The 21,933-nt window shown below is 72.3% G+C and carries 20 protein-coding genes and 1 pseudogene; 13 read left to right on the top strand and 8 right to left on the bottom strand.

Features of this window, described 5'->3' with window-relative positions; all coding sequences use genetic code 11:
- Positions 1 to 97 precede the first annotated feature (97 nt).
- Positions 98 to 1,894 (top strand): acyl-CoA dehydrogenase C-terminal domain-containing protein, encoded by a 1,797-nt coding sequence (locus IEX31_RS03910; protein WP_188742145.1) that lies wholly within the window; start codon positions 98 to 100, stop codon positions 1,892 to 1,894.
- A 332-nt stretch (positions 1,895 to 2,226) separates the two neighbouring features.
- On the opposite strand, the gene IEX31_RS03915 is transcribed toward IEX31_RS03910, so the two are convergent.
- From IEX31_RS03915 to IEX31_RS19505, 3 genes are read right to left on the bottom strand one after another with little or no spacing between them, the layout of a single operon-like run.
- Entirely contained in the window at positions 2,227 to 2,850 is a 624-nt protein-coding gene (locus IEX31_RS03915; protein WP_188742146.1) for a DMT family transporter, read from the bottom strand.
- A 39-nt stretch (positions 2,851 to 2,889) separates the two neighbouring features.
- The gene (locus tag IEX31_RS03920; RefSeq protein WP_188742147.1) at positions 2,890 to 3,150 is read right to left on the bottom strand and encodes an EamA family transporter; all 261 of its coding nucleotides are present in this window, start codon (positions 3,148 to 3,150) and stop codon (positions 2,890 to 2,892) included.
- Positions 3,147 to 3,467 carry a metallophosphoesterase family protein gene (locus tag IEX31_RS19505; protein ID WP_373285494.1) on the bottom strand — a complete coding sequence of 107 codons (321 nt, stop codon included), beginning with the start codon at positions 3,465 to 3,467 and terminating at the stop codon, positions 3,147 to 3,149. Before IEX31_RS19505 ends, IEX31_RS03920 begins: the two co-directional genes overlap by 4 nt.
- On the opposite strand from IEX31_RS19505, the gene IEX31_RS03930 reads away from it, so the two are divergent.
- The 4 genes from IEX31_RS03930 (at position 3,450) to IEX31_RS03945 (ending at position 7,768) form a co-directional block, all read left to right on the top strand.
- Entirely contained in the window at positions 3,450 to 3,839 is a 390-nt protein-coding gene (locus IEX31_RS03930) for a hypothetical protein (RefSeq protein ID WP_188742148.1), read from the top strand. The two genes, IEX31_RS19505 and IEX31_RS03930, sit on opposite strands and share 18 nt — an antisense overlap.
- A gap of 164 nt (positions 3,840 to 4,003) precedes the next feature.
- Positions 4,004 to 5,026, top strand: a complete 1,023-nt coding sequence (locus IEX31_RS03935; RefSeq protein ID WP_188742149.1) for an NAD-dependent epimerase/dehydratase family protein — start codon at positions 4,004 to 4,006, stop codon at positions 5,024 to 5,026.
- A gap of 55 nt (positions 5,027 to 5,081) precedes the next feature.
- Positions 5,082 to 5,453: a heavy-metal-associated domain-containing protein gene (locus IEX31_RS03940; RefSeq protein ID WP_188742150.1), complete on the top strand. Its 372-nt coding sequence runs from the start codon at positions 5,082 to 5,084 to the stop codon at positions 5,451 to 5,453.
- Complete coding sequence (locus tag IEX31_RS03945) at positions 5,450 to 7,768, top strand: heavy metal translocating P-type ATPase (RefSeq protein WP_268236945.1); 2,319 nt, start codon at positions 5,450 to 5,452, stop codon at positions 7,766 to 7,768. Before IEX31_RS03940 ends, IEX31_RS03945 begins: the two co-directional genes overlap by 4 nt.
- 121 nt (positions 7,769 to 7,889) lie before the next feature.
- Here the strand turns inward: IEX31_RS03945 and IEX31_RS03950 are convergent, their stop codons facing one another.
- From IEX31_RS03950 to IEX31_RS03960, 3 genes are all read right to left on the bottom strand, one after another.
- On the bottom strand, positions 7,890 to 9,191 hold the full coding sequence (locus tag IEX31_RS03950; protein ID WP_188742151.1) for an ABC transporter permease: 1,302 nt from the start codon (positions 9,189 to 9,191) through the stop codon (positions 7,890 to 7,892).
- Positions 9,188 to 9,922, bottom strand: a complete 735-nt coding sequence (locus IEX31_RS03955; protein ID WP_188742152.1) for an ABC transporter ATP-binding protein — start codon at positions 9,920 to 9,922, stop codon at positions 9,188 to 9,190. The genes IEX31_RS03950 and IEX31_RS03955 overlap by 4 nt, the downstream gene beginning before the upstream one ends.
- Before the next feature lie 243 nt (positions 9,923 to 10,165).
- Positions 10,166 to 10,645 carry an Hsp20/alpha crystallin family protein gene (locus IEX31_RS03960; protein ID WP_188742153.1) on the bottom strand — a complete coding sequence of 160 codons (480 nt, stop codon included), beginning with the start codon at positions 10,643 to 10,645 and terminating at the stop codon, positions 10,166 to 10,168.
- Between the two features lie 168 nt (positions 10,646 to 10,813).
- On the opposite strand from IEX31_RS03960, the gene IEX31_RS03965 reads away from it, so the two are divergent.
- The 8 genes and pseudogenes from IEX31_RS03965 to IEX31_RS04000 all read left to right on the top strand — a co-directional run bounded on the left by IEX31_RS03965 (position 10,814) and on the right by IEX31_RS04000 (position 19,065).
- On the top strand, positions 10,814 to 11,464 hold the full coding sequence (locus IEX31_RS03965; RefSeq protein ID WP_188742154.1) for an NAD(P)H-binding protein: 651 nt from the start codon (positions 10,814 to 10,816) through the stop codon (positions 11,462 to 11,464).
- Positions 11,465 to 11,613: 149 nt separating this feature from the next.
- Positions 11,614 to 12,467: pseudogene (locus tag IEX31_RS03970) on the top strand (MFS transporter); the annotation flags it as partial.
- 9 nt (positions 12,468 to 12,476) lie between these two features.
- Positions 12,477 to 13,505, top strand: coding sequence for an FUSC family protein (locus tag IEX31_RS03975; protein ID WP_188742155.1), 1,029 nt, complete (start codon positions 12,477 to 12,479; stop codon positions 13,503 to 13,505).
- A 76-nt stretch (positions 13,506 to 13,581) separates the two neighbouring features.
- Positions 13,582 to 14,406 carry a TspO-related membrane protein gene (locus IEX31_RS03980; protein WP_188742156.1) on the top strand — a complete coding sequence of 275 codons (825 nt, stop codon included), beginning with the start codon at positions 13,582 to 13,584 and terminating at the stop codon, positions 14,404 to 14,406.
- Between the two features lie 484 nt (positions 14,407 to 14,890).
- Complete coding sequence (locus IEX31_RS03985; protein ID WP_188742157.1) at positions 14,891 to 15,967, top strand: DUF2207 family protein; 1,077 nt, start codon at positions 14,891 to 14,893, stop codon at positions 15,965 to 15,967.
- Entirely contained in the window at positions 15,964 to 16,653 is a 690-nt protein-coding gene (locus tag IEX31_RS03990) for an alpha/beta hydrolase family protein (protein WP_188742158.1), read from the top strand. The genes IEX31_RS03985 and IEX31_RS03990 overlap by 4 nt, the downstream gene beginning before the upstream one ends.
- 186 nt (positions 16,654 to 16,839) lie before the next feature.
- The gene (locus IEX31_RS03995; RefSeq protein WP_188742159.1) at positions 16,840 to 18,510 is read left to right on the top strand and encodes a molybdopterin-dependent oxidoreductase; all 1,671 of its coding nucleotides are present in this window, start codon (positions 16,840 to 16,842) and stop codon (positions 18,508 to 18,510) included.
- Positions 18,511 to 18,603: 93 nt separating this feature from the next.
- Entirely contained in the window at positions 18,604 to 19,065 is a 462-nt protein-coding gene (locus IEX31_RS04000; RefSeq protein ID WP_188742160.1) for a TM2 domain-containing protein, read from the top strand.
- Between the two features lie 7 nt (positions 19,066 to 19,072).
- Here the strand turns inward: IEX31_RS04000 and IEX31_RS04005 are convergent, their stop codons facing one another.
- Both IEX31_RS04005 and IEX31_RS04010 read right to left on the bottom strand, forming a co-directional pair.
- On the bottom strand, positions 19,073 to 20,875 hold the full coding sequence (locus IEX31_RS04005; RefSeq protein ID WP_188742161.1) for an amidase: 1,803 nt from the start codon (positions 20,873 to 20,875) through the stop codon (positions 19,073 to 19,075).
- Positions 20,872 to 21,927 carry an agmatine deiminase family protein gene (locus IEX31_RS04010; RefSeq protein ID WP_188742162.1) on the bottom strand — a complete coding sequence of 352 codons (1,056 nt, stop codon included), beginning with the start codon at positions 21,925 to 21,927 and terminating at the stop codon, positions 20,872 to 20,874. The genes IEX31_RS04005 and IEX31_RS04010 overlap by 4 nt, the downstream gene beginning before the upstream one ends.
- Positions 21,928 to 21,933: the final 6 nt, after the last annotated feature.

A 21,933-nucleotide genomic window follows, 5' to 3' on the forward strand; every position in this document is an offset into this window, starting at 1 on the left:
TGGGATGACACAACCGACGCCGCGGGAGGGCGGATCACGTCGTGGAACCCGCACAGTTCCCCGCTGTCCGGGAGGTGCCCGGAGTTACGCTACGGACATGAGCGAATTCCGTCCGCCTGTTGCTGACCTCACCTACGCGCTGAAGCACGTCGTGGGCTACGACGATGTCGCCCAGCTTCCGGGCTTCGAGCATGCCGACTTCGACACGGTCGCCGAGATCCTCGACGAGGTCGGCACGTTCATGGCCGAACTGGTGGCGCCGACGAACCGCGCCGGCGACCTCGAGGGTGCGCGCCTCAACCCCGATGGAACCGTGACCACGCCCACGGGCTTCAAGGAGGCGTACGCCGCCTACGTCGACGCGGGCTGGGGCTCGGTTCCGCTGCCCGAAGAATACGGCGGCGGCGGGTTCCCGCGCTCGATCGGCCTCGCCATCCAGGAGCTCACCACGACCGCCAACATGGCGTTCGCGCTCGCTCCCCTGCTCACGCAGGGCGCGATCGAGGCGCTCCTCAACTACGGCAGCGACGAGCAGAAGCAGGCCTGGCTGCCGAAGATGGTGACCGGCGAGTGGGCCGGCACGATGAACCTCACCGAGCCGCACGCCGGCTCCGACGTGGGCGCGCTCACCACGAAGGCCGTGAAGCGCGCCGACGGCACCTACGGCATCACCGGCCAGAAGATCTTCATCACCTTCGGCGACCACGACCTGAGCGAGCAGATCGTGCACCTCGTGCTCGCCCGCACCCCCGATGCGCCGGCCGGCACGAAGGGCATCTCGTGCTTCATCGTGCCGAAGTACCTCGTGAACGAGGACGGCTCGCTCGGCGAGCGCAACGGCGTGCACACCGTCGGCGTCGAGCACAAGATGGGCATCCACGGGTCGCCCACGTGCGTGCTGTCGTACGAGGACGCCACCGGATACCTCATCGGCGACGAGAACATCGGCATGCGCATCATGTTCGTCATGATGAACAGCGCCCGGCTCTCGGTCGGGATGCAGGGCCTCGCAGTTTCCGAGCGTGCCTACCAGCAGTCGCTCGACTACGCGCGCGAGCGCATCCAGGGCCGCACGATCGGCGCGACCGAGGACTCGCCCATCATCGACTTCCCCGACGTGCGGCGCATGCTCATGACGCAGAAGTCGTACATCGCCGCGCTGCGCCGCATGATGCTGCTGAACGCGGCGCATGTCGACCGCTCGACTCATCACCCGGATGCCGCGACCCGCGCGCGCGCGGACGAGATCGTCGGCCTGCTCACTCCCATCTGCAAGGCCTTCGGCACCGACCTCGGCAACGAGCTCACGTCGCTCGCGCTGCAGATCCACGGCGGCATGGGCTTCATCGAGGAGACCGGTGCGGCGCAGCACTACCGCGACGTGCGCATCGCCGCAATCTACGAGGGCACCAACGGCATTCAGGCCGCCGACCTCGTGGGCCGCAAGCTGCCGGTGCGCGACGGGGCGTCGGCCCTCGAGTTCATCGCGTCGATGCGGGAACTCGACGGCGAGCTGGCTGCCGCCGGCGAGGAGTTCGCGTCGATCCGGGCGCAGCTGAGGGCGCAGCTCGACACGCTCGAGCAGACCACGGCATGGATGCTCCGCACGGGCGCTTCCGACCCGAACGCGGTGCTCGCGGGGTCGTCCCCGTACCTGCGCATCTGGGGCCTCGTGGTCGGCGGCTGGCTGATGGCGAAGTCGGCGCTCGCCGCGCGCGGACTCGAGGACGACGGCATCGCTGAGGCGCAGCTGCCGCTGGCCCGGTTCTACGCCGAGCAGCTGCTGCCGCAGGCCGCCGGACTGATCGGTGCCGCGACGGCCGGATCGCGAGACCTGTTCGCGCTCGACGCCGACGCGCTCGCCGACGCCGCGCGCCGCGAGGCCCGCGTCTGACGCCCGACCGCCCACTGTTTCCGTTCCCGCGCGAGGTGCCCGTTCCACCGGGCGCCTCGCGCGGGAACGGCGACAACGAATGAAGTGGCCCCGACACTCGTTCAGCGAACCACGTCGTAGACCTGCTTCATGACGCCATTCGAGTACGTCTCGTGCTCGACGAGCTGAAGCCTGCCGGCCTCGCGCCCATTGAAGATCGACATCGGTCGGGGAGATTCCTCGGGAGATTCCGCCCGCGGCCGACGCATCGGCGCACGGATGCCGCAATCGCCGGGTGAACCGTCCGGTGCAGCGGGCAGCCCGTGTCAGTCCCGCTTCGGCGGGCCTGTCGACTACCGGCGCTGCCCGATCGGCGCCTCATCGGGCGTCGGCGGCGCGATCGCCTCGACCGGCTCCCGCGACCTCCGTCGGGTGACGAGGTAGGAGCCCAGGAGCACCAGCACGAACCCGACGACGGTCCACACGGTGAGCCGCTCGCCGAGCACCACGACACCGGCGACCACGGCGACGGCGGGATTGACATAGGTGATCGTCGTCGCCTTCACGGGGCCGATCTCGCCGATGAGGCCCACCATGAACAGGAACGCGAGCGCGCTGCAGACCACTCCGAGCACGATGATCGACCAGATGACCGCCGCCGACGGCCACGCGGCGGGCCAGGCGCCGGTCAGCAGCACGAATGGCACGTAGATGACGGCGGTGGCCGCCAGCGACACGGCGACCACGCCGACACCCGGCAGGTCGGACATCCAGCGCGAGAGGATCGCCGGACCCAGCGCGTACCCGACGACCACGATCGCGACCTCGCCGACCGCCACGAGATCGGACCCCGCGACATCCAGGCCCACGAGCGCGGCGACGCCGAGCATGCCGGCGGCGATGCCGAGCCAGTTCACGCCCGTGAGCCGTTCGGGCCGACCCATCGCGAACGCGATGGCGACACCCGCAAGCGGCACGGTGGCCAGCAGCAGCCCCGCGGTCGAGCTGGGCAGGCGCTACTCCGCCGAGCTCAGGAAGTACCACGGGATGACGATCTCGACGATCGTGTAGGCGAGCATCGGCCGCCACCGGCGCACGACCTGCACCACCTCGCGCCGGAAGAACGCGAGGGGCAACAGCAGGATCGCCGCGAGTGCCGAGCGGCCGAGCACCACCATGGCGGGCTCCAGCTCGCTCACAGCGACTTTGATGAACAGATATGGGATGCCCCATGCGATGCCCAGTGCGATGAAGAGGAACAGTCCACGACGAGTCACCGACCCATTCTCGCGGGACCGGCCGACATCGGCACGGCACGGACCTGCCGACGCCCGGCGATTTCCTGCCGAAGGCGGACGCCGGCCCGCGTCATCCACCGGCTCGCGACATCCACCGCCTCGAGGGCGTCGAGGGTCGCCACGTCGGTCCAGTCGCCCGCGTGGATCACGACGTCGGCCTCGTCGACGGCGCGCCACACCGCATCGAGGAGCCGCATCGCCCGCGCGGGGATGTGCGTGTCGGAGATGAGGAGAAGACGCGTGCCCGTGGTCCATCGATGCTCCGGCAGAATCGGGGCATGATTCCGTTCGAGCACACCCGCGGCCTCGGCTGGGCGCGGTTCTTCGCGTGGACGTCGGTGGGCCTCGGCCTCACCGCTCTCGTCGTGTCGGTGACCGTGCCGCTCGCCCTGCAGCTGGGCCGCGTCGTGTGGGTCGTGCTCTTCGCGACGTTCGCCATCTGGGCGGCGTTCATGGCGGTGCCGCGCTATCGCGAGGCTCGCCGCCGGGGGTCGTGGCTGGTCGTCGTCGGTGCGGCGCTCGGCATCGCCACGTTCGGGCTCATGGTGTATGCGGCGGTCGCGTTCATCCTCGCGGGATACTACGACACGGTCATCCCGATGCTGCCGAACTGGGCCGCGGGCGGCGGCCCGGGCCCGGCCCCCGCCGTGGGCGTATTCGCCCGCTGAGCGGCATCCGCTCCCCGCTTTCTCCTCCCGCATGTTTCCATTCCCACGGAATGTCGCCGCTACAGCGGGCACGCTGCGCGGGAACGGGAACATGAGAGGCAGATGACGCGACGGGGTTCGCGAAGGCCGACGCGCGGGGTAGCATCCGTCACGGGGAGACGCTCGTGAACGATGAACTGGTGCTCGTCACCGGCGGCACGGGTTTCGTGGGGTCGCACTGCATCGTGCGGCTGCTCGACGCGGGCTACCAGGTGCGCACGACGCTGCGCTCGCTCGCCCGAGCCGACGACGTGCGAGCCCTCGTGCGCGCCGGCGGTGCCGACCCCGCGGGGCTCGAGTACGCCCAGGCGGACCTGCTGCACGACGACGGATGGCACGCGGCCGCCGCGGGCGCCATATACGTGTTGCACGTGGCCTCCCCGTTCCCGGTGCGCCAGCCGAAGGACGCGAGCGAACTCATCGCGCCAGCTCGCGACGGCTCGCTGCGGGTGCTGCGGGCGGCGCGCGACGCGCGCGTGCGACGCGTCGTGCTCACCTCGTCGTTCGCCGCGGTCGGTTACTCGAGCCGGCCCGATCGACCCTTCACCGAGGAGGACTGGACCGACCCCGACGACCCCGGCCTGTCGCCGTATGTGCGGTCGAAGGCGATCGCCGAGCGCGCCGCGTGGGACTTCGTCGATTATGAAGGGGGCGACCTCGAGCTCTCGGTGGTGAACCCGGTCGGCATCTTCGGGCCGGCCCTCGGCGCCGACCTCTCGAGCTCGGTCGCGCTGCTGCGCGCGCTGCTCACGGGACGGGTGCCGGCCGTGCCGCACGGCCAGACCTCGGGCGTCGACGTGCGCGACGTCGCCGACCTGCACGTGCGGGCGATGATGCATCCGGATGCCTCGGGCGAGCGCTTCCTCGCGGTGTCGGGCGAGCCGATCACCTACCCCGACCTCGCGAGGCTCCTGCGCGAGCGGCTCGGTGACGACGCGCGCCGTGTGCCGAGGATCGTGATACCCGACTGGGTCGTTCGCATCGGGGCGAACCTCGACGCCGACCTACGCGCCATGCTCCCCGAGCTGAACCGCTCCCGGCGCGCGTCGAGCGAGAAGGCGCAGAGCGTGCTCGGATGGCGGCCGCGACCGCGCGACGAGGCCATCATCGCGTCGGCCGAGAGCCTGCTCCGGCTCGGACTCGTGTAGCGTGACAGTACCCCTTAGGGGTATCATTGGATCTCATCGTCACGAAAGGACGGCCATGACCGGCTTCCAGCGCATCGACCTCGGACTCACCGACGCGAACGCAGCGTGCAGCTGTTGCGCGACCGGTGACGCGCACGCGTCGGCCGCCACCGAGGCTGCCGCCACCGGGGCTGCCGCCACCGGGGCTGCCGCCACCGAGGGCGCACTCAGTGCCGACTTCCTCGTCGAGGGCATGACGTGCTCGCACTGCGTGTCGAGCGTGACCGAGGAGCTCACCGCCGTCGACGGCGTGCAGCAGGTGGCCGTCGACCTGCGGCCGGGCGCGGCATCCGTCGTCACCGTGACGAGCTCGGGGCCGATCAGCGACGACGCCGTGCGCGCCGCGGTCGAGGAGGCCGGCTACACGCTGACCGCGCCGGGCGCGTGAGCACCGAAGCCCTGGGCGCCGGGATCGTGGGCACCGCAGCGCCGGTCGAGCTCGAGATCGAGGGCATGACATGCGCGTCGTGCGCCACGCGCATCGAGCGCAAGCTCAACAAGCTGCCGGGCGTCGAGGCATCCGTCAACTACGCCACCGAGAAGGCGCACGTGCGCGCGGCGTCGGCCGAGGCGCTCGACCCGGCCGAGCTCATCGCCGCGGTCGAGGCGGCCGGCTACCGGGCGGCGCTCCCCCCGCCGCCCACGCCGTCAGCGGGTCGCGATGCCGCGACCACGACCGCGCCCGAGCGCGACGAGGTGCGGGAGCTCCGTCGCCGCGTGCTCGTCTCGACGGCGCTCACCGTGCCGGTGCTCCTCATGTCGATGATCCCGGCGCTGCAGTTCACGAACTGGCAGTGGCTCGCGCTCACCCTCGCCGCCCCCGTCGCGGTGTGGGGCGCATATCCGTTCCACCGGGCTGCGGCGATCAACGCCCGGCACGGCGCCGCGACCATGGACACGCTCATCAGCGTGGGCGTCGCCGCCGCGTTCGGCTGGTCGCTCTACGCGCTCTTCTTCGGCATGGCGGGCATGCCCGGTATGACCATGACGCTCACCCTCTTCGGCTCCCCCGAGGCCGGTACGGGCGAGATCTACCTCGAGGTCGCTGCCGCGGTCACGGTCTTCGTGCTCGCGGGGCGGTACGCCGAGGCGCGCGCCAAGCAGGAGTCGGGCGCCGCGCTGCGCGCCCTCCTCGCGCTCGGAGCGAAGGATGCCGCGCTCCTCCGTGACGGCCGCGAGACGCGCGTGCCCGTCGACTCGCTGGTGCCCGGCGACCACGTGGTCGTGCGGCCGGGCGAGACGATTCCCTCCGACGGACTCGTCGTCGACGGGGCCTCCGCCGTGGATGCGAGCATGCTCACGGGAGAGTCGGTGCCCGTCGAGGTCGCCGCGGGCTCGCGCGTCGCGGGCGCGACCGTGAACGTCGGCGGACGGCTCATCGTGGAGATCACCCGCGTCGGCGCCGACACCGAGCTCGCGCGGCTGGGCCGGCTCGTCGAGGAGGCCCAGACCGGCAAGGCGCCCGTGCAGCGGCTCGCCGATCGCGTCTCGGCGGTCTTCGTGCCGATCGTGATCGGGCTGTCGATCGTCGCGTTCGCCGGATGGCTGTTGACGGGCGCGTCGCTCGAGGTCGCCTTCACCGCCGCGGTCGCGACGCTCATCATCGCGTGCCCGTGCGCGCTCGGCCTCGCGACGCCGACCGCCCTGCTCGTCGGCACGGGTCGCGGCTCGCAACTCGGCATCCTCATCCGCGGGCCGCAGGTGCTCGAGCAGACGCGTCGCATCGACACGGTCGTGCTCGACAAGACGGGCACGGTCACGACGGGCCGCATGCGCGTGGCGCTGGTCCATGCGGTCGACGGATGCCCCGAGCCCGAGCTGCTCCGCGTCGCCGCCGCCGCCGAGGATGGCTCGGAGCATCCCGTGGCCCGGGCGATCGTGGCCGCGGCCGTGACGGCGACGGCGACCGCGACCGCGTCTGCTGCGCCCGGCGATACGGTGCTTCCGGCCGCGGAGCAGTTCGCGGCGCACGCCGGGCTCGGCGTGCAGGCCGTCGTCGACGGGCGCCTGGTCGTCGCGGGCAAGCCCGAGTGGCTCGCGTCCGCGTGGTCGCTCGAGTTGCCGGGCGAGTTGCGCGCCGCACGCGACGATGCCGAGGCGCGCGGCATCACCACGGTCGTCGTGGCGTGGGATGGCGCCGTGCGCGGGCTCATCGGCGTCGCCGATACGGTGAAGCCCACGAGCGCCGAGGCCGTCGCGCGGCTGCGCCGGCTGGGCCTTCGGCCCGTGCTCCTCACTGGCGACCACGACGGCGCCGCACGCGCGGTCGCCGCGGCGGTCGGCATCGACGACGTGCGCTCGGGCGTCACGCCCGCGGGCAAGCTCGAGGCGATCCGTGAGCTGCAGGCGGGCGGGCACGTCGTCGCGATGGTCGGCGACGGCGTCAACGACTCGGCGGCCCTCGCGGCATCCGACCTCGGCATCGCCATGGGCGGCGGCACCGACGCGGCCATCGCGGCCAGCGACCTCACGGTCGTGTCGGGCGACCTGCTGCTCGTGCCCGACGCGATCCGCTTGGCGCGGCACACGCTCGGTACCATCAAGGTCAACCTGTTCTGGGCGTTCGCCTACAACGTGGCCGCGATCCCCGTCGCGATGCTCGGGCTGTTGAATCCGCTCGTCGCGGGAGCGGCCATGGCGTTCTCGTCGGTCTTCGTGGTGACGAACAGCCTGCGGCTGAGGGGCTTCCGACCCGAGCGGTGACGCACGGACCCACGCAAGGTCGTGCGGGTTCGGAGTCCGAGAGTGCACTCCCCGCCCATCGCAGGGCGGGGAGTGCGCTCTCGGCGTCGTCGTGCCGCACGCACCGGGGGCGCGCGCCGCGTCACTCGTAGCGCAGCGACTCCACCGGATCGGCCCGCGCGGCCCGCACGGCAGGGAGCGTGCCGGCGAGGAACGCCACGCCCATGACCACGATGATGATCGCGGCGATGGACACCGGGTCGAAGGCGATGAGGGTCAGCCCCGGCAGATCGGCGAGCAGCGCTCCCCCGAGCGCCGAGCTGATCGCACTTCCCGCGATCATGCCGAGGCCCGCGCCGATCGCGCTGCCGAGGAATCCGATGAACACGGCCTCCAGGCTGAACAGCCCGAACACCTTGCCACTGCCCATGCCCATCGCCTTCATGAGGCCGATCTCACGCGTACGCTCCTGCACCGACATGAGCAGCGTGTTCACGATGCCGAAGCTCGCGGCGAGCAGGGCGATGATCGCGAAGGCGTTGAGCACGAGCACGATGCCGTCGATGACGCTCTTGAAGGCCCCGAGCTGCTGGGCGACGGTGGTCGAGTCGTAGCCGGCGTCGGCGAGGTCGGCCTCGAGGGCGGCCACCTCGTCGGCGGACGACGCCGGATCGAACCAGACGGTCGCCTGGCTGTAGGCGTCGAGCTCGCTCGCATCGAGCCCCGTGGACTGGGCGGCGAAGAGCGCGTCGTTCAACGCGTCGTTCGGCACCGCGGAGCTGGTCGTGCCGAGGCTCGCCTCGGCGACGCCGACGACCGTGGCCTCGACCTCGTGCCGCGTGCGCTCCGCGTCGGTCACGGCGAGCGTGACCGGTTCGCCGATCGCGGCATCGGCATCGTCGAAGCCGAGCACGTCGAGATAGGAATCGGGGATGACGACCTGGAAATCGGATGCCTCGATGTCGGGCTGCTCGCCCGCGGCGAGCTGGAGGCGCATCCCGCTCACGAAGCCACCGACGCCGATCTCGTACTCGGTGCCGCCGTCATGGGCGATGGAGTCGACGTCGACGCGCTTCGCGGGCTGCACCCGCACCACGCCGTCGATCCCGGCGAGCTCGTCGAGCTCCGCCGATCCGATCGGCGCGACGACGTTCGTGGTGCCCGGAGGGCCGTTCTGCTCGCCGACGATCGCGTCGGGGTCGTACTCACGCGGGCCGTCGGAGGCATCCGTCGCGTTCTCGGCGACCTTGGTGACCGTCATGACGTCTTCGGCGCCCATGGCGGCGACCGTGTCGTCGATGTACCGGTTGATGCCCGTGCCGAGCCCGTTCGTGATGGTGAGGGTGAACGCGCCGACGAAGATCGCGAGGATCGTGAGGATGGTCCGCGTCTTGGAGCGGAACGTGTTGCCGACGGCCGAGCCGACGAGGTCGACGGGGTTCATGCGGCACGCTCCTCGGCTGTCGCCGCGCGCTCGGCGTCTGGTGCGCGCTCCACGATGTCGACGATGAGCCCGTCGCGGATGTGGACGCGGCGATCGCAACGGGACGCGAGCTCCTCGTCGTGGGTGACGATGATGAGGGTGATGCCGTGCTCGCGGTTCAGGTCGAAGAGGATGTCCTCGACGACCGCGCCCGTGGCGGTGTCGAGGTTGCCGGTGGGCTCGTCGGCGAAGATCACGCGCGGCCGGTTCACGAGCGCGCGGGCGATGACCGAGCGCTGCTTCTGCCCTCCCGAGAGGCTCACGGCCTTGTTCTTCGCCTTGTCGGCGAGCTCGAGCTGCTCGAGCACCGCGAGGGCGCGCCGCCTGCGCTCGGCCCGGCCGACCCCGGCGATCTTCAGCGGCAGCATGACGTTCTCGAGCACGGACGCGTTCGGCGTGAGGAAGAACTGCTGGAAGACGAACCCGAAGGTCTGGTTGCGGGCGCGGTTCAACGCCGCGCCGCTGAGCGATCGCGTGTCTTCGCCGGCGAGCTCGATCGTGCCGTCGGTGGGCTGGTCGAGCAGGGCCAGCACGTGCATGAGCGTCGACTTGCCCGAGCCGCTCTTTCCGATGATGGCGATGCTCTCGCCCTCGAGGACGTCGAGGCTCACCCCCTTCAGCGCGTCGAATCGGTTGGCGCCGCGGCCGTACGACTTGCGTACGTCTCGCGCCGAGAGGATCGGGGTGGTCATCGCGTGGTGTGCTCCTGTCATGGCGGGGTATCCTTCCAGCCTCGCGGGGAGCCACGCCCGGCACATCCATCCAACGGAGGCACCTCGGCTACTGCGGTCGAGGTACGCGGCAGTGCGGACGGGGCGACCCGACGCCCACCGACGGAGCACGAACGGGCCCACCGACGGACGCCCCGACAGGAGCGCCGACAGACGACGGATGCCGCGGGCCCCCGCCCGCGGCATCCGCTCACCGCCGTCTGGTCAGCTCGACGCGGTCGAACTGCTCGACGCGGTCGAACTGCTCGACGCGGGCGCCCCCGCCGTCACTTCCTTCTCGACGTTCGGCGCACTCTGCACCGCGACCTTCCGTGGCTTCGCCCGCTCGCTCACCGGGATCACGACGCTCAGCACGCCGTTGTCGTAGTGCGCGCTGATCGCGGCGGTGTCGAGGCCGTCGCCCAGGGTGAGCTGGCGCAGGAACGAGCCGCTCGGACGCTCGTGCGCGAGCCACTTCACCTCGGCGTCTGAGCGCAGCGTGCGCTCGGCGCGGATCGTGAGCAGCTGGCCATCGACGTCCACGTCGATCGAGCCGGGGTCCACGCCCGGCAGGTCGGCCGAGAGCACGTAGTGGTCGCCGTCGCGATGCAGGTCGATCGGCATCATGCGCGGCGACTGTCGGCTGTCGAGCACGCCCGCGGCGAAGCGGTCGAGGTCCCGGAACGGATCCCAGTACATGGCCATGGCTTCTCCTCCTTCATCTGCCGCCCTCGCGGCATGTGTCAAAGAGTTGAGTCCAATCGACTCAAGTACCCTCAGGTTAGCACTCCCGCATGGAGAGTGCCAAGTCCCTCGCCCCGGATTCCGCGGCCGAACCTTGCGTCCGCCTTCCGGGCCGCGTTGACTGGGGCGATGCGCGTCGTCATCGCCGGAGGCCACGGCCAGATCGCCCTCATCCTCGAGCGCCTGCTCGCCGACGCCGGGCACGACCCGATCGCCGTCATCCGCAATCCGGACCACCGCGCCGACGTCGACGCCACCGGCGCCGCCGCCGTCGTGCTCGATCTGGAGGCGGCATCCGTCGAGGAGGTCGCCCAGGTGCTGAAGAATGCGGATGCCGCGGTGTTCGCGGCGGGCGCGGGCCCCGGGAGCACGGCCGAACGCAAGTTCACGGTCGACCGCGACGCCGCGATCCTCCTCGCCGACGCCGCCGAGGCCGCCGGGGTGCCCCGCTTCGTGGTGATCTCGGCCATGAGCGCCGACCGGTTCGACCCGGTGTCCGACGACGTCTTCCAGCTCTACCTGCGAGCCAAGAGCGAGGCGGATGCCTCGGTGCGCTCGCGCGACCTCGACTGGACGATCGTCCGTCCCGGCGGACTCACGAGCGATGCCGGCACCGGCCTGGTGCGGGCGGGCTCCGCCCTCGAGCCCGGCAGGATCCCCCGAGCGGATGTCGCGGAGACGATCGCGACCCTGCTCGAGACCGGCGCGGCATCCCGCACCCAGTTCGACCTCGTCTCGGGCGACGACCCGATCGCGGACGCGCTCGCCGCGCTCGCCTGACGCGATGTCCGGCCGTCGCGCGAGGCCGGCGGGATCCCGCGGCACTCGGGGTCGCTCCCGTCGGTGAGAATCGAGGGATGACCACGAGCACGCCGCGGCACACGAGCCCCCTGCACCCGGCTTGGATCGTCGCCGCGGTCGCGTTCCTCGCCCTCGTCGAGCAGCAGGGCTGGCGCCAGGCGTCGCTCCTCGTCGCCGTCGGGGCGTTCGCGGTCGTGCCGCTCGTGGCCCTGTTCCTCCGCAATCGCCCGCAGACCTCGGCACGACGCCGTTCGGCGCCCCCGACGGCTGGGAGCAGCCCGCGCCCGTGCGCGGCAACGCCGCGCGCCTCGCGCTCGCGACCCTGGTGCGCGCGAGCGGGAAGCGCACGTTCTGGGCGCTCGTGGCCGGCTTCGCGATCTGCGGCGCCACGACGAACGGCCTCGTCGGCACCCACTTCATCCCCAGCGCGCACGACCACGGCATGCAGGAGACGACCGCTGCGGGCCTGCTCGCACTCGTCGGCATCTTCGACATCGTCGGCACCGTGGCATCCAGCTGGCTCACCGACCGGGTGAACCCGCGCATCCTGCTCGCGGTCTACTACGCCGGCCGCAGCATCGGGCTCGCCGGCCTGCCGTTCCTCCTCGACGCGACGGTACAGCCGCCGATCATCGTCTTCGTCGTCATCTACGGCCTCGACTGGGTGGCGACCGTGCCGCCGACCGTCGCGCTCTGCCGTGAGGTGTTCGGTGCCGACGGCCCCATCGTCTTCGGCTGGGTGTTCGCGTCGCACCAGGTGGGCGCCGCGTTGGCGGCCACCGCCGCGGGTCTCGTGCGCGACCAGACCGGCGAGTACACGATCGCCTGGTTCGGCGCGGCCGGCCTGTGCGTCGTGGCCGCCGTCGTCAGCGGCTCGGTCCGGCGGGGCAAGTCGGACGGGGGGCCGCCCGCGGCCGGGCCGCCTGCCGGCACGTCGGGCGACGCGCAGGCCGCGGAGGCCGCGGAGACCGCACGCGGCTAGCCTTGGCGCATGCGCTTCACGGCCACGTTCCGGGCGACCAGGCGGATGCCGCTGCTGCAGGTGCTGAAGTCAGCGGTCGCGACCGTCGCCGCGTGGCTCGTGGCGGGCTGGCTGGTGCAGGGCGAGCTGCCGGTGTTCGCCGCCATCGCGGCGCTGCTCGTGGTGCAGCCGAGCGTGAACCAGTCGTTCGGCAAGGCCGTCGAACGCTCGATCGGCGTAATCCTCGGCGTGATCGTGGCGAGCGGGCTCTCGCTGGCGTTCGGGCAGAGCACGTGGATCATCCTCGTCGCCATCGTGGTGGCGATGCTCGTGGCGTGGGCGCTGAAGATGACGCCCGCCACGTCGAACCAGGTCGCGATCAGCGCCATGCTCGTGCTCGCGCTCGGCGCGTCCTCCCCCGAGTACGCGCTCGACCGGGTGCTCGAGACGCTCATCGGCGCGGCGATCGGCATCATCGTGAACGCGCTCATCGTGCCGCCCGTGGCGGTGACCCCGGCCCGGGAGCAGCTCGCCCGGCTCGGCGGCGAGCTCGCGGCATCCGTCGACCGTCTCGCCGACGCGCTCGGTCGGTCGCGGTCGCGGGCCGACCTCGACGCGCTCATGATCGAGGCGCGGCTGATGCGCCCGATGCGGGATGGCGCGGACGCCGCGATCGTCGCGGGCGAGGAGTCGCTCACGCTCAACCCCCGCCGGTCGGCGCACCGCGACGAGCTCGTGCAGTTGCGCGAGCTCCTCACCCGATTGAGCCCCATCGTCACGCAGGTGATCGGGATGACGCGGGCGTTCGCCGACCACTACGACGAGACGTTGCACGACGAGGCCACCGTGCGGGCGATCGCCGAACAGCTTCGCCGCGTCGCGCACGACGTGCGGCTCGCCGCTCGCGTCGCCGAACCCGAGCACGAGCCGCGCACGTCGGAGACCCCGGCCCTCACGTCGGCGCTCGTCGTCTCGCCACCGAGGTCTGGGCACTGGATCCTCGTGGGGTCGCTGATGGAGGATCTGCGGCGCATCCGCGAGGAGCTCGGCGCGGAGTGACCGGCGCGGGGCATCCGTTCCCTAGGCTGGCACTGCGACGAGACCGGGATCCACGAGACGACGGCAGGAGCGGATGATGACGACGACGTCGGCGGCAGGACCCACGACGGGCAGCGACCTCGCCCGGCAGCTCACGGTGGCCGCGAGCGCCGTGGTGGCGGTGGTCGGCGCGTTCATCGGGTCGGGCGCTGCCGGCGGCACGCCGATCCAGGATGCCGCGGGCGGCGCGCTCGCCGCCGATGCGACGCTCATCGCGCCCGGGGGGAGCGCATTCGGCATCTGGTCGGTCATCTACGCCGGGTTGCTGGCCTACGCGGTGTGGCAGTTCCTGCCCGCGCAGCGCTCGGAGCTGCGGCACCGCCGGGTCGGCTACCCGATCGCCGCGTCGCTCGTGCTCAACGCGGCGTGGATCCTCAGCATCCAGTTCGACCTGCTGTGGCTCAGCGTCCCCGTCATCATCGTGCTGCTCCTCGTCCTCGTGTACGCCTTCGGCCAGTGCCTCGGACACCCGCCTCCCAAGGTCGTCGACGCGCTCGTGACCGACGGCACCGTGGGGCTGTACCTGGGCTGGGTGATCGTCGCGACGGCCGCGAACGTGACGGCGGCGCTCGTCGCGGCGGGGTTCGACGGGTGGGGGATCCCGCCCGAGACGTGGGCGGTCGGCGTCGTCTCCGTGGCGGGTCTCGTAGGCGTGGCGCTCGCCGTCTGGGATCGCGGCCGGGTCGCGCCGACGCTGTCGCTCTGCTGGGGACTCGCATGGATCGCGAGCGCGCGGCTGACGGATGCCCCGGGGTCGGCCGTCACGGGCGTCGCCGCGATCATCGCCGTGGTTGCCGTGGTCGTGGCGACGGTCACCGCACGCGTGGCGGCCGAGTTGCGGCTTCGGCGCCGACCAGCCTGACACTGAGATCGCGTGCCGCCGCGATGCTGTCGGCGTCGCCCGCTGTCTTCGCGGCCACCATCGCCCACGGCGCCGCAGACTCCACCGAACGCGCTGCAGCGACACCCGGCTCCCTCGAAGCCGCACGGCTGCTGGCCGCCGCGGCCGGCGACGTAGCCTCATTGCCGTAGCCCGCGTCGGCGAATCAGCCGAACGATGGAGGCAGGAGCACTACCCGCCGGTTATGCTGAGCCAACGATCCTGACGGATCCTCGAGGATCTGCGGGTCCGTGGAGGGTGAGCCCACAGCCTCCACGGACCCGCTCCGACACCGTCGCGCGCCGGGGGGCGTGACGGGAACCCGTCGCCGAGTTCTGGGCGGCGGATGCTGCGTGGGGGCGCAGCGAGCGGGGCCGGGCACCTTCGGGCGCCCGGCCCCGTCTTCGGGACGCGTCCCGCAGCCTGGGAGCGCCACCCCGAACCCTGCCGCTCCTAGACTGGGCCCGTGCTCACCGCCGTCATCCTGGTCGCGATCGTCCCGGCGTTCCTCATCCTCGGGCTCGGGATCGTGGCGCGTGCCGTCGCCGGCCAACGCGTGACCGGGCTCGTCGTGCAATACGCACCCGAGCGCGGATCCACGGTGCTGCGCGACGCGCTGCTCGCGAATGCCGACCGGCGGGCGGCATCCGCTGCGCTCATCGATCTCGCGGTGAAGCGCAAGATCCGGCTCCTCGCAGGCGGCAGATCGAAGCGCGAGCCCATCGTCGTCGAACTCGTGCACGGCGCGACGTTCAGCCCCGAGGAGCTCGACCTGCTCGATGCCCTCTTCGGGCCCGAGCACACGCACGGCCGGGTGCGGCGGTTCACGTCCGACCGGCGCGCGCTCGCGGGGCGGCTGCGCAGCGTGGTCGCCGACGCCGAGCACGCGCTCGCGCGCGACGGCCTCATCGACGAGCGCCGCACCACCTGGCCCGGCATGACGCTCACGGTGCTCGCCTACCTCGGCATCCTCGTCGAGGCCCTCCTCACCGTCCTGGCCCTCGTCAACGCCGACCGGCCAGCGCTCAGCGCCACGACCCTCGCCCTGGCCGCGACGGTCGCGACGATCATCGTCACGCCGTCGTCGTGGCGACGCTTCCTGCCCGCCGCCCGCCCGAGGCGCGAGCACCTCGACGGACTGCGCCAGTACCTCGCACTGGCCGAGGCCGACCGGATGCGCGTGCTCCAGTCGCCGAGCGGCGCCGACCTGCGCGAGCCGGATGCCTCTATCGGGCGCCAGGGCGCCGACCTCGCGTCGGAGCGGCTCGCCCGATTCCACCTGCACGAACGACTCCTGCCGTACGCGGTGCTCTTCCGGCTCGAACGCGAGTGGATGACACGGCTCCGACTCGAGCACGACGCACTCGACCGCAACAACCTCGACACGCTCGCCGACGCCATCGACGTCGCGGCCGACGTCGCGCTCGCCCTCAAGGCCGCGGGCAGTGCGGTCGAGCTCGTCGCAGCGGTCGGCGACCTGGTCGACGCGCGTGGCACCGTGCTCGAGGGCGTCGGCAACCTGTTCGAGGCGCTCAGCCCATGACCGACGAGCAGCGCATCACGATCGACGTCGACGGCACGCCCGTCTCGGGCGTCGCCACGAGGCCGACGGATGCCCCTGCCACGATCGTCGTCGCGCACGGCGCGGGCGCCGGCATGGAGCATCCGTTCATCTCGGGATTCACCCGCGCGATGGACGCGCTCGGGTTCGCGACGCTGCGCTTCAACTTCCCATACCGCGAGGCCGGGCGCCGGTTCCCCGACCGCCCGCCCGTCGCCATCGCGACCTGGCGTGCCGTGGTGGATGCCGCCCGAGCCCGCGCGGTCGCGGCCGGCTCCCCCGGCGAGCCCATCTGGGCGTCGGGCAAGTCCTTCGGTGGACGCATGGCGTCGATGGCGGTGGCCGATGGGATGCCGGCGGCGGGTCTCGTCTACCTCGGGTATCCGCTGCACCCGCCCGGCCGGCCCGAGAAGACTCGCGACGAGCACCTCGTGGGGCTCACCGTGCCGATGCTGTTCCTGCAGGGACGGAACGACCCGTTCGCAACGCCCAACGAGCAGCTTGACGAGCTCGTGGCGCGCATCGGGCCGACGGCGACGCTCCACTGGGTCGAGAACGCGAACCACTCGTTCGAGGTGAAGGGCACGAAGCGTCCGGCCGCCGAGATCGGCGCGTCGCTCGCCGACTCCGTCGCCGCGTTCCTCCCGGCGCACACGCCCGCGGGCTGAGAGGGCCGTGGGCGCGTCGCCAGGAACGATCGCACCCTGCGGCGGCTTGTCGCGGCGGCGGCTCGAACTCGCGCCGCCGCCGCGAGGAACGGCGACCGACGGCGGGCCTCGGGGCGAAGATTACGGTCCGAGGAACTCCACGGCGTCAGCCCGTGCGCGCGTGGAGCCGGCGCGTAGCCTGAACACATGACCAGCGGGAACGAGCGCGCGCAACATTGGCTGCTGCCCGCCGCGGCGGGCGTGGCATCCGTCGCCTTGGGAACCGGCGTCGGCGAACTCACGGCCGCCATGCTGGCGCCCGCGTCGAGTCCGTTCGTCGTCGTCGGGTCGCTGCTCATCGACCTCGCGCCGCCGTGGGCGAAGGATGCCGCGATCGCCCTGTTCGGCACCGCCGACAAGGCCGCCCTGCTCGTGGGCATCGGCATCGTGCTCCTCGCGGTCGCGGGTGCCGCGGGGGTGCTCGAGGTGCCTCGCCCGCCGTTGGGACGCCTACTCATCGGGCTCCTCGGCGTGGTCGGCGTGGTCGCCGCCGCGACGCGCGCGAACGCGACCATGCTCGCGTTCGCCCCGTCGGCGGTCGCGGCGATCTCGGCCGTGCTGGCCCTGCAGTTCCTCGTGCGTCGGCTGCCCGTCGCGCCCGCGACGAGTCCGGCGCCCGCCAGGAGTCTCGCGCCCGCGACGAGTCGAAGGACGGATGCCGCGACACGCGGGGCGGGCGCCGGCGCGTCGCCCGAAGCATCCTTCGACCCGGGAAGCGGAGCCGCGGACGCAGCCACGGTTTCGCCCGCGACCGTCGACCGGCGCCGCTTCCTCGGCTGGGCGGGCGGAGCCGTCGCGGTCGGCGCCGTCGCCGCCCTGGGTGGGTACCTGCTGCAGGCGGGCTCCCGCGCCGTCACCGCGATTCGCGACACGATCACCCTCCCCCGTCCGACGGCCACCGCGCCCGTGCCCGCCGCGGCCGAACTCGGCATCGACGGCCTCGCCCCGGTGATCACGCCCAACGCGCAGTTCTACCGCATCGACACGGCGCTGGCCGTGCCCGCCGTCGACCCCTCGGACTGGAGCCTCCGCATCCACGGCATGGTCGAGCGCGAGGTCACCCTCACGTGGGACGAGCTCCTCGCCCTCCCCCTCGATGAGAGCGTCACGACGCTCGCGTGCGTCTCGAACGAGGTCGGCGGCGGCCTCATCGGCAACGCGGTGTGGCTCGGATATCCCATCCGCGAACTCATCGCCCGCGCGGCGCCGAGTGCCGACGCCGACATGGTGCTCTCGCGGAGCGTCGACGGCTTCACGGCGTCGACGCCGCTCGCCGTGCTCGAGGACGACCGCGACGCGATCCTCGCGGTCGGCATGAACGGCGAGCCGCTGCCCCCCGAGCACGGATTCCCGGTGCGGATGGTGGTGCCCGGGCTGTACGGGTACGTCTCGGCGACGAAGTGGGTGGTCGACCTCGAGGTCACGCGCTTCGACCGGGCGACGGCCTACTGGACCGATCGCGGCTGGAGCGAGCGCGGGCCGATCAAGCTGTCGTCGCGCATCGACGTGCCCCGCGGCGGCCAGTCGCTCACGGCGGGCCCGGTCACGGTGGCGGGCGTGGCATGGCGCCAGCACGTCGGAATCGACCGCGTCGAGGTGCAGGTCGACGACGGCGCGTGGCAGCCGGCCACGCTCGCCACGGCGATCTCGATCGACACCTGGGTGCAGTGGCACTACGAGTGGGACGCGCCCGCCGGCACCCACACCCTGCGGGTACGCGCCACGGGCGCCGACGGCGAGGTGCAGACCTCCCGGGTGCAGGGCGTCGTCCCCGACGGCGCCACGGGCCTGCACGAGCGCTCCGTCGAGGTGCGCTGAACCTGCGCTGAACGGATGCCCCGGCGGGACCTTCGACCCACCGCCCCCGATCGCCCGACGAGCACACTGGGGCGGATCGAGGAGGTAACCGTCATGACCGCATACCCACCTTCAGACCCGAACCAGCCGCCGCCCGCCTACCAACCGCCCGCCGCCCCACCCGGCTCGGCGGCGCCGTCCACAGCCCCGTCGCCCCGGTCCTTCATCGCCACGTGGATGTTCGCGTGGCTCCTGGGATTCCTCGGCGTCGACCGCTTCTACCTGGGCAAGATCGGCACCGGCATCCTGAAGCTCATCACGATCGGCGGCTTCGGCATCTGGTGGCTGATCGACCTCATCCTCACGCTCGCCGGCGTGCAGCGCGACAAGGAGGGCCGCCTGCTGCCCGACTACGAGCAGCACAAGATGATCGCCTGGATCATCACGGCGGCCATCTTCGGGCTCTCGCTCATCACCTCCGCGATCTCGAACGCCTTCGCCGGCCTCTGGGACGGCGTCGGGCCCATGATGCCCTGGTGGGACTTGCAGGACTGGCAGGACTGGCGGACCGACTGACCCGGCGTCAGCCGAGCCGCGGCGTGCGCGGCGGCTCCGTCCGGCGCGCGCCGGTCGCCTCGAAGGCGGCCGCGAGCGTCAGCAGGGCCGTGTCGTCGTAGGCGCGTCCGGCGAACGTGAGGCCCACGGGCATCCCGATGTCCTGCATGGTGCCCATGGGCACCGTCACCGTCGGGATGCCGAGATGGCGCGGCACGAGGTTGCCGTTCGCGACCCAGACGCCGTTGCGCCAGCCGAGCTCGGCGGATGCCGGGTTCACGTCCATGTCGGCCGGCCCGACATCCGCGACCGCGGGGAAGACGACCGCGTCGAGGCCGAGCGCGTCCATCCACTCCTCGAGGTCGAGTCGGCGGGTCTCCTCCAGCCCCCGTAGCCCCGACTCGAGCTCGGGCATGCCGGCCCACGTCGCGCCGGGGTGCGACCGCACCCACTCCGGGTACCTCGCGATATCGTCGTCGAAGCCCGTGTACCGGTCGGGCAGCGCGCCCTCCGGTTGCTGGAAGATGCGCGACCCGTCGACGCCGGCGAGCGTCGACAGGACCGGGTCGTCGTTCGCCTGGAGGAAGTCCTCCCAGGCCCACGCCGAGAGGTCGATGATCTCGCGCTTCAGGTACTCGGGGCTCACGAGCCCGCGCGTCGCGATCGTGGGCGCGCCGGGCCGGTCGCCCTCGTAGTTCGTCACGGCCGGGAAGTCGACCTCGATCACCTCGGCGCCCGCGGCCTCGAGGTCGCGCCGCGCGGCCTCCCAGAGCTCGATGACGGATGCCCGTGTGTCGATGCGCTGCCCGGTCGATCCGCCGATGCCCCCGCTGCGTCCGGGCTGGGCGGTGCCCGCGTCGGGATCCGCGTTGACGTACATGCGCGGGACGCCGAACCGCCGGCCCGCGAGGGTGGCCCGGGCGGCCCGGGCGGCCCTGGCGCCGCCCGTCGCGCTCGCGGGGTCGGATCCGCCGGGGAGCAGTGCGACGTACGACGGCGGGCGCACGGCCGACGCGGCCGGAATCTCGACCCACGGTTGCACGCGCCAGAAGTCGCCGCGGGTGTCTGCGTCGTCGGCGACGATGACGTCGAGCACCTCGAGGAGGTCGGCCATGGTGCGGGTCTGCGGCACGACCACGTCCATGGTCGGCACGAGCGGCCAGTTGCCGCGCACCGAGATGACACCCCTCGAGGGGGTGTACGCGCAGAGCGCGTTGTTCGAGGCGGGCGCCCGGCCGCTCGACCAGGTCTCCTCGCCGAGTCCGAAGGCGGCGAACGACGCGGCGGTCGCCGTGCCCGAGCCGTTCGACGAGCCGGAGCCGAAGGCGGCGGTGAGGAAGTCGGCGTCGTACGGGCTCTCGGCGCGGCCGTAGACGCCGCGCTGCATGCCGCCGTTCGCCATGGGCGGCATGTTCGTGAGGCCGATGAGCACTGCGCCGGCGCCGCGGAGTCGCTCGATCGTGAACGCGTCCTGCTGGGCGACGAGGTGCTCGAATGCGGGGGAGCCCGCCGCCGCGGTCAGCCCGCGAGCAAGGTAACTGTCCTTGGCGGTGTACGGGATCCCGTCGAGCGGGCCGAGGGCCTCGCCGCGGGCGCGGCGCTCGTCGGAGGCTCGCGCGTCGGCGAGCGCGCCGGGGTTGCGCACGACCACGGCGTTGAGCGCGGTGGGCGTTCCAGGCGCATCGTACGCGTCGATCCGCGCGAGGTACGCCTCGAGCAGTCCGACCGCGGTGGCACGGCCGTCCTCGAGCGCCGCGCGCAGGTCGCCGATGGATGCCTCGACGACGTCGAACGCCTCGCTCGCCGAGCCCGTCGAAGCGAACCCGCTCATGCCCTGCTCCCTTCGACAAGCTCCGGGACCTCCGGCTGCTGCTGCGTGATGCAGTGGATGCCGCCGCCCCGCGCGAGGATCGGCCGGGCGTCGACGGTCACGACCTCGCGCCCGGGATAGGCGGCCGCGAGCAGCTCGCGCGCCGCGGCATCCGCTCGCTCGTCGCCGTAGCCGCACGCGATGACGCCGCCGTTCACGACGAGGTGGTTCACGTAGTTCCAGTCGACGAAGCCCTCGTCGTCGCGCAGCTGCGACGGGGCGGGCAGGTCGACGATCTCGAAGCGGCGGCCCGCAGCATCCGTCGCCTCCGAGAGGAACGCACGCAGCTCACGCATGACGTCGTGGTCGGGGTGCTCGGGACTCGGCTGCTCGTGCAGGAGCAGCGTGCCGGGCGACGCGATCGTCGCGACCATGTCGACGTGTCCGCGCGTTCCGAAGTCCTCGTAGTCGCGGGTGAGGCCGCGCGGCAGCCAGATCACCGTCGTCGCGCCGATCGTGCGCGCGAGCTCGGCCTCTACGCGGGCCTTGTCGGCGTACGGGTTGCGTCCCGGGTCGAGCTGCACCGTCTCGGTGACCAGCGCGGTGCCCTCGCCGTCGACGTGGATCGCGCCGCCCTCGTTCACGAGCATCGAGGAGACGAGCTCGGCGCCCGCGGCATCCGTCACGAACCGTCCGATCTCGCGGTCCTCGGCCCACGTCGCCCACTTCGGCGCACCCCAGCCGTTGAAGACCCAGTCGACGCCGGCGAGCACGCCCGGGCGATCGTCGTCGACGACGAACGTGGGGCCCATGTCGCGCATCCAGCAGTCGTCGAGCGGTGCCTCGAGCTGCGCGATGTCGGCCGAGAGCATGCGGCGCGCGCGGTCGCGCTCGACCGGGTCGACGACCATCGTCACGGGCTCGAATGCGGCGACGGCGTGCGCCACCGCCGTCCACGCGGCGTAGGCCTCCTCCGCCGACGCGGCATCATCGCCGAGCGTGAGTCCCGGGCGCGGGAACGCCAGCCACGTGCGCTCGTGCGGCGCGGTCTCTGCGGGCATGCGCCACGACATGGGCGA

It is taken from the genome of Agromyces bauzanensis (genome assembly GCF_014645655.1).
In the GTDB taxonomy this organism is placed as follows: domain Bacteria; phylum Actinomycetota; class Actinomycetes; order Actinomycetales; family Microbacteriaceae; genus Agromyces; species Agromyces bauzanensis.

What these genes read in the sequence shown, in the direction of transcription:
- IEX31_RS03940 (WP_188742150.1), top strand. Translation starts at nt 5,082, where the DNA reads ATGACCGGCTTCCAGCGCATCGACCTCGGACTCACCGACGCGAACGCA.
- IEX31_RS03990 (WP_188742158.1), top strand. Translation starts at nt 15,964, where the DNA reads ATGACCGACGAGCAGCGCATCACGATCGACGTCGACGGCACGCCCGTC.
- IEX31_RS03955 (WP_188742152.1), bottom strand. Translation starts at nt 9,922, where the DNA reads ATGACCACCCCGATCCTCTCGGCGCGAGACGTACGCAAGTCGTACGGC.
- IEX31_RS04010 (WP_188742162.1), bottom strand. Translation starts at nt 21,927, where the DNA reads ATGTCGTGGCGCATGCCCGCAGAGACCGCGCCGCACGAGCGCACGTGG.
- IEX31_RS03965 (WP_188742154.1), top strand. Translation starts at nt 10,814, where the DNA reads ATGCGCGTCGTCATCGCCGGAGGCCACGGCCAGATCGCCCTCATCCTC.
- IEX31_RS03995 (WP_188742159.1), top strand. Translation starts at nt 16,840, where the DNA reads ATGACCAGCGGGAACGAGCGCGCGCAACATTGGCTGCTGCCCGCCGCG.
- IEX31_RS03980 (WP_188742156.1), top strand. Translation starts at nt 13,582, where the DNA reads ATGACGACGACGTCGGCGGCAGGACCCACGACGGGCAGCGACCTCGCC.
- IEX31_RS03975 (WP_188742155.1), top strand. Translation starts at nt 12,477, where the DNA reads ATGCGCTTCACGGCCACGTTCCGGGCGACCAGGCGGATGCCGCTGCTG.
- IEX31_RS03960 (WP_188742153.1), bottom strand. Translation starts at nt 10,645, where the DNA reads ATGGCCATGTACTGGGATCCGTTCCGGGACCTCGACCGCTTCGCCGCG.
- IEX31_RS03930 (WP_188742148.1), top strand. Translation starts at nt 3,450, where the DNA reads ATGATTCCGTTCGAGCACACCCGCGGCCTCGGCTGGGCGCGGTTCTTC.
- IEX31_RS04005 (WP_188742161.1), bottom strand. Translation starts at nt 20,875, where the DNA reads ATGAGCGGGTTCGCTTCGACGGGCTCGGCGAGCGAGGCGTTCGACGTC.
- IEX31_RS03910 (WP_188742145.1), top strand. Translation starts at nt 98, where the DNA reads ATGAGCGAATTCCGTCCGCCTGTTGCTGACCTCACCTACGCGCTGAAG.
- IEX31_RS03950 (WP_188742151.1), bottom strand. Translation starts at nt 9,191, where the DNA reads ATGAACCCCGTCGACCTCGTCGGCTCGGCCGTCGGCAACACGTTCCGC.
- IEX31_RS04000 (WP_188742160.1), top strand. Translation starts at nt 18,604, where the DNA reads ATGACCGCATACCCACCTTCAGACCCGAACCAGCCGCCGCCCGCCTAC.